Below are 4,712 nucleotides of genomic sequence, written 5' to 3'. Positions count from 1 at the left end.
GATCCGCGGATCATGGAGCTCTGCCGTGGCGCGCTGCAGGCGGGCTTGCCGGTGTTATCCGTCAGTACCGGTTCTTACGACACCGCCAACCAGTTGAACCAACTGAACAAAGAAATTCCGATTGATGACCGCGAGCGCGCGGAAACTATTACCGATTTTGTCGCCGGACACCTGGACGCCAAATGGCTGCATCAGCAATGCGGCACGCCGCGGGAAATGCGCCTGTCGCCTGCCGTGTTCCGCTATCAATTGATCCAGCGCGCGCAGCTTGCCAACAAGCGCATCGTTCTGCCTGAAGGCAGCGAACCACTGACCATTCAGGCGGCAGCGATCTGTCAGGCTCGCGGCATCGCCCGTTGTGTGCTGTTGGCCAAACCTGAAGAGGTGTATGCCGTGGCCCAAGCCCAAGGCATCGAGCTACCGCCTGGGCTGGAAATTCTAGACCCTGACCTGATCCGCGAGCGCTATATCGCGCCGATGGTAGAGCTGCGCAAAAACAAAAGCCTAAATGCGCCCATGGCTGAACAGCAGTTGGAAGACACCGTGGTGATCGGCACCATGATGCTTGCACTGGATGAAGTTGATGGCCTGGTCTCCGGGGTCATTCACTCAACGGCAAACACCATCCGCCCTGCCCTGCAATTGATCAAAACTGCGCCGGGCTGCACGCTGGTATCGTCGGTGTTTTTCATGCTGTTTGCGGAGCAAGTGCTGATGTACGGCGACTGCATCATGAACCCGCACCCAACGGCGACCGAACTGGCCGAAATTGCCCTGCAAAGTGCTAACTCCGCGGTGGCGTTCGGCATTGCCCCGAGGGTGGCGATGATCAGTTATTCCAGTGGCGAGTCGGCCAGTGGCGAAGAAGTGGAAAAGGTCCGAGAAGCCACGCAGTTGGCACATCGGTCGCAAAGCGACCTGCTAATCGACGGCCCTTTGCAATACGATGCCGCCGCCAACGAAGACGTTGCCCGGCAATTAGCGCCAAACAGCCCGGTCGCCGGCCGCGCGACGGTGTTCGTGTTCCCGGACCTGAATACCGGCAACACCACCTACAAAGCGGTACAACGCAGCGCCGATTGCGTCAGCCTCGGTCCGATGCTGCAAGGCCTGCGCAAACCGGTCAACGACCTGCCACGCGGCGCTCAAGTCGACGACATCGTCTACACCATCGCGCTGACGGCGATTCAGGCTGACAACTTGTCCTGATGCCGTAACGCTCACTCACCCCAAACCAGTGCCGCCGGATACCCCGGCGGCATCCGATATTTTTTCGCGGAGGCCTCGGCCCACATGCTGGACTTTTTACCTGCTCCCTTGCGCGGCATCATTGCCTCGCTGCTGTTGGCGCTGAACACGATTGTTTGCTGCGCGCCTTTATTCATCGTCGCCATCTTTAAGCTGTGCCTGCCCTTCCCTGCAGCGCAACGCTTTACCGACTGGCTGATGGGCCACATTCACGAGGCCTGGATCAGCAACAACAAGGCCTGGATGAACCTGCTACGCAATACCCATTGGCACCTCAGCGGCCTTGAAGGGCTGGACTACCAACACTCGTACCTGATCACCAGCAACCATCAAAGCTGGGTCGATATCATGGTGCTGCAATACGTGTTGAACCGACGCATACGCCCGCTGAAATTTTTCCTCAAGCAAGAGTTGATCTGGGTGCCGGTGATTGGCTTGGCCTGGTGGGCGTTGGGCTTCCCGTTCATGAAGCGCTACTCCAAGGCCTACCTGGCCAAGCACCCGGAGAAGAAAGGCAAAGACCTGGAAACCACCCGCCGCACGTGCGACAAGTTTCGCAACAACCCGGTGGGCATCTTCAATTTTGTCGAAGGCACACGCTTCAGCGAAAACAAACACGCCGAACAGCAGTCGCCGTTTCGCTACCTGCTCAAGCCCAAAGCGGGCGGCATTGCCTTTGTGCTTGACGCGATGGGTGAGCAATTGGAGTCCATCGTCAACGTGACGATCCATTACCCCGGGGGACGGCCTGGTTTTTGGGATCTGCTGTGCGGCAACGTCAAAGAGATCGTCGCGCATTTCGAAGAGATCAAGATTCCACCGCAGTTCATTGGAAACAACTACGAACAGGACGGCGAATACCGCCTGGAGTTCCAGCAGTGGATCAATAAGCTGTGGGACGAGAAAGATTTGTTACTGGATGAGATGCACCGGCAGTATCCGGCGAAGGGTTGAGGTGAGCCCTGTAGGAGCTAACTTGTTGGCGAAGCGGCCACCGCGCAGGGTCAGACAAACCGAGGTGCGTGCCTTATCGCCAACAAGTTGGCTCCTACAGAGGTTTCCGTCATGCCAATATATGTCGGTAAAGCACCTTATTGCTGCTGATACTGCTGCCCAGGAATCGGCTTCAGATTGACCTCAACCCGACGGTTCTGTGCCCGGCCGTTCACGTCAGCGTTGCTTGCGATAGGCTGATCCGGACCTGAGCCACCGACGGCCAAGTGCGAAGGATCGATGCCCTGCGACGTCAGGTAAGTGCTCACGCTCTGCGCACGCTGCAACGACAGGTCCATGTTGTGTTGGCGGCTGCCAGTGCTGTCAGTAAAACCGACAATCTCGATCATGTTCTGGTTGTACTGCCTCAGCGAGCCCGCAAGGTTATTCAGCGGTGCATAGAAGCTTGGCGCAATGGCCGATGAGTTAGTCGCGAAGGTGATATTACCCGGCATGATCAACTTGATCTGATCGCCTTGACGTTGCACCTCAACCCCGGTATTGGCCATGCTTTTGCGCAACTCGGCCTCTTGCTTGTCAGCGTAATAACCGTAGCCGGCAGCACCGGCACCCACCACCGCTGCGCCAATCAACGCGCCCTTGCCACGGTTGCCGTGATCGATCGCCGCGCCTGCGACGGCGCCTGCGAGAGCACCTAAACCGCCGTATTTAGCAGTGTTGCTGATGCCGCCTGAATCGTTATTTTGAGGTTGATTGCTATACGGATTGGGGGATGCGCAACCCGCCAACAGAGCAATCGTAGTGGCGCCAATCATCAAACGGTACGAGGTAAACATTGAGGTAACTCCTGTTTATCATCTAGGCAGCTTTACGGGGCCGCAACGAACATCAGGCCGGAGCCGTGCCGCGATTAGAGCCTTAGTTTAGGGAAAAATTCCTTAACGCTGGCTGAACAATTTTCAGCGGCGAACGAAGGAATTCAAGGGGATGAAAGCTTGCATGATGCCTGCCGATTGATGGACAGTGGCAGTGAGAAAAGCGTAAGTCGCACAGTCGCGCTCAAGAATTCATAACTCTTCGACATCAGCGCGCCGATAGTGGCACTATGAAATCACTGGAGGCCATTCCAGCGAATCGCGGCCCATGGATGGACGGGATATAAAACTGGCCATTCACGTCATCAAAATAAAAAGCGCACTACAAATGCTGGTCCCCCGCATGGACGCATTGCAGCAGAGAGAATTCGAGTGCTGAAAAAAATCCTTACCTCTGAGATTTCCGTAGGTATGCACATCCACCAGTTCTGTGGTGTGTGGACTAATCATCCTTCCTGGAAGGGCGGTTTTGAAATAAAAGACGCGCAAGACATTTTGCGGATCCAAGCCTTATCCGTACATGAGGTCTGGGTCGACCTCAGTAAAACTGCAGTACGCGCGACTGCCGCTCAGCCAGCCATGGCATCGTCGATAAGCACCTCCCCTGTAAGCCTGAACGAAGAGCTGTCCGAAGCTCGGCTTATCTGCGGCCGGGCCAAGACTGCTGTTATCAGCATGTTCAGCGATGCGCGACTGGGACGAGCTGTCAATGCCCTGGAAGGTTCGTTACTGGTAGATGAAATTACCCATTCGATTCTCCGGCATCCGCATGCGCTGCTCAGCCTGGCACGCCTGAAGACTTCCGACGATTACACCTACATGCACTCTGTAGCCGTGTGCATATTGATGATTGCTTTGGCCCGGCAGCTGCAAATGTCCGAGCAGCAAGTCAAAGAAGCCGGGATCGCCGGGCTGATGCACGATGTTGGCAAAATGATGATCTGCAGCAGCATTCTAGACAAGGCCGGAAAGCTGACCTTCGAAGAGTTCGAGAGTATGAAAAATCACCCTGAAGAAGGGCTGAAAATTCTTGAAACAGCCGATTGCTTCAGCGCTGAAGTAATGGACGTCTGTCTGCATCATCACGAAAAAGTGGATGGCTCCGGTTACCCACATGCCTTAATTGGGGATCAGATAAGCCTGTTTGCCCGAATGGGAGCCGTGTGCGATGTGTATGACGCCGTAACGTCTGAACGCCCATACAAAAAAGGCTGGGGCCCCGCGCACACCATCCGCGAAATGGCGTCGTGGAAAGGTCACTTCGATGAAACTGTTTTTCGGCACTTCGTCAAGACCGTAGGTATCTATCCGATTGGTGCGCTGGTCAGTCTTGAAAGTGGTCTTTTAGGTGTAGTGATTGAACAGAGCGGAGCCTCACTGATTACGCCGAAGGTGAAGGTGTTTTTGTCCATGCGTAGCAAAAAACCCATTCCTCATCAGATTATCGATTTGGCCAGTACTGACGAACACGACAAGATCATCCAGATTGAATCCGCAGAAGAGCTGGGCATCACCTATGTGGAAGAACTGTGGTTGGGGGCCTCCGTTAGCTAACCGGTTACTGTTCGAACGAATAACATGTCATCCCCGCACTTTTGAGCGCTTGCCGTGCTCAGAGAGCACGGCAAGGGACAT

Annotated in this window: 4 protein-coding genes; 3 read left to right on the top strand and 1 reads right to left on the bottom strand. The window is 55.4% G+C overall.

Annotated elements, in window-relative coordinates; all coding sequences use genetic code 11:
- On the top strand, positions 1-1,209 hold a 1,209-nt coding region (gene pta / locus M0974_RS04190), incomplete at its 5' end, for a phosphate acetyltransferase (protein WP_297833163.1).
- 84 nt (positions 1,210-1,293) lie between these two features.
- Positions 1,294-2,202, top strand: coding sequence for an acyltransferase (locus M0974_RS04185; RefSeq protein ID WP_297833161.1), 909 nt, complete (start codon positions 1,294-1,296; stop codon positions 2,200-2,202).
- A gap of 137 nt (positions 2,203-2,339) precedes the next feature.
- On the opposite strand, the gene M0974_RS04180 is transcribed toward M0974_RS04185, so the two are convergent.
- Positions 2,340-3,038 carry an OmpA family protein gene (locus tag M0974_RS04180; RefSeq protein ID WP_297833159.1) on the bottom strand — a complete coding sequence of 233 codons (699 nt, stop codon included), beginning with the start codon at positions 3,036-3,038 and terminating at the stop codon, positions 2,340-2,342.
- 411 nt (positions 3,039-3,449) lie between these two features.
- Here M0974_RS04180 and M0974_RS04175 point away from each other — a divergent pair, with 411 nt between their 5' ends.
- Complete coding sequence (locus M0974_RS04175; protein ID WP_297833157.1) at positions 3,450-4,631, top strand: HD-GYP domain-containing protein; 1,182 nt, start codon at positions 3,450-3,452, stop codon at positions 4,629-4,631.
- Positions 4,632-4,712 lie beyond the last annotated feature (81 nt).

The organism is Pseudomonas sp. (assembly GCF_026224925.1).
Taxonomy (GTDB): Bacteria; Pseudomonadota; Gammaproteobacteria; order Pseudomonadales; family Pseudomonadaceae; genus Aquipseudomonas.
This window is presented reverse-complemented; position numbering and strand designations above follow the sequence as displayed.

Coding starts and splice junctions, on each gene's coding strand:
- M0974_RS04185 (WP_297833161.1), top strand. CDS start 1,294: ATGCTGGACTTTTTACCTGCTCCCTTGCGCGGCATCATTGCCTCGCTG.
- M0974_RS04180 (WP_297833159.1), bottom strand. CDS start 3,038: ATGTTTACCTCGTACCGTTTGATGATTGGCGCCACTACGATTGCTCTG.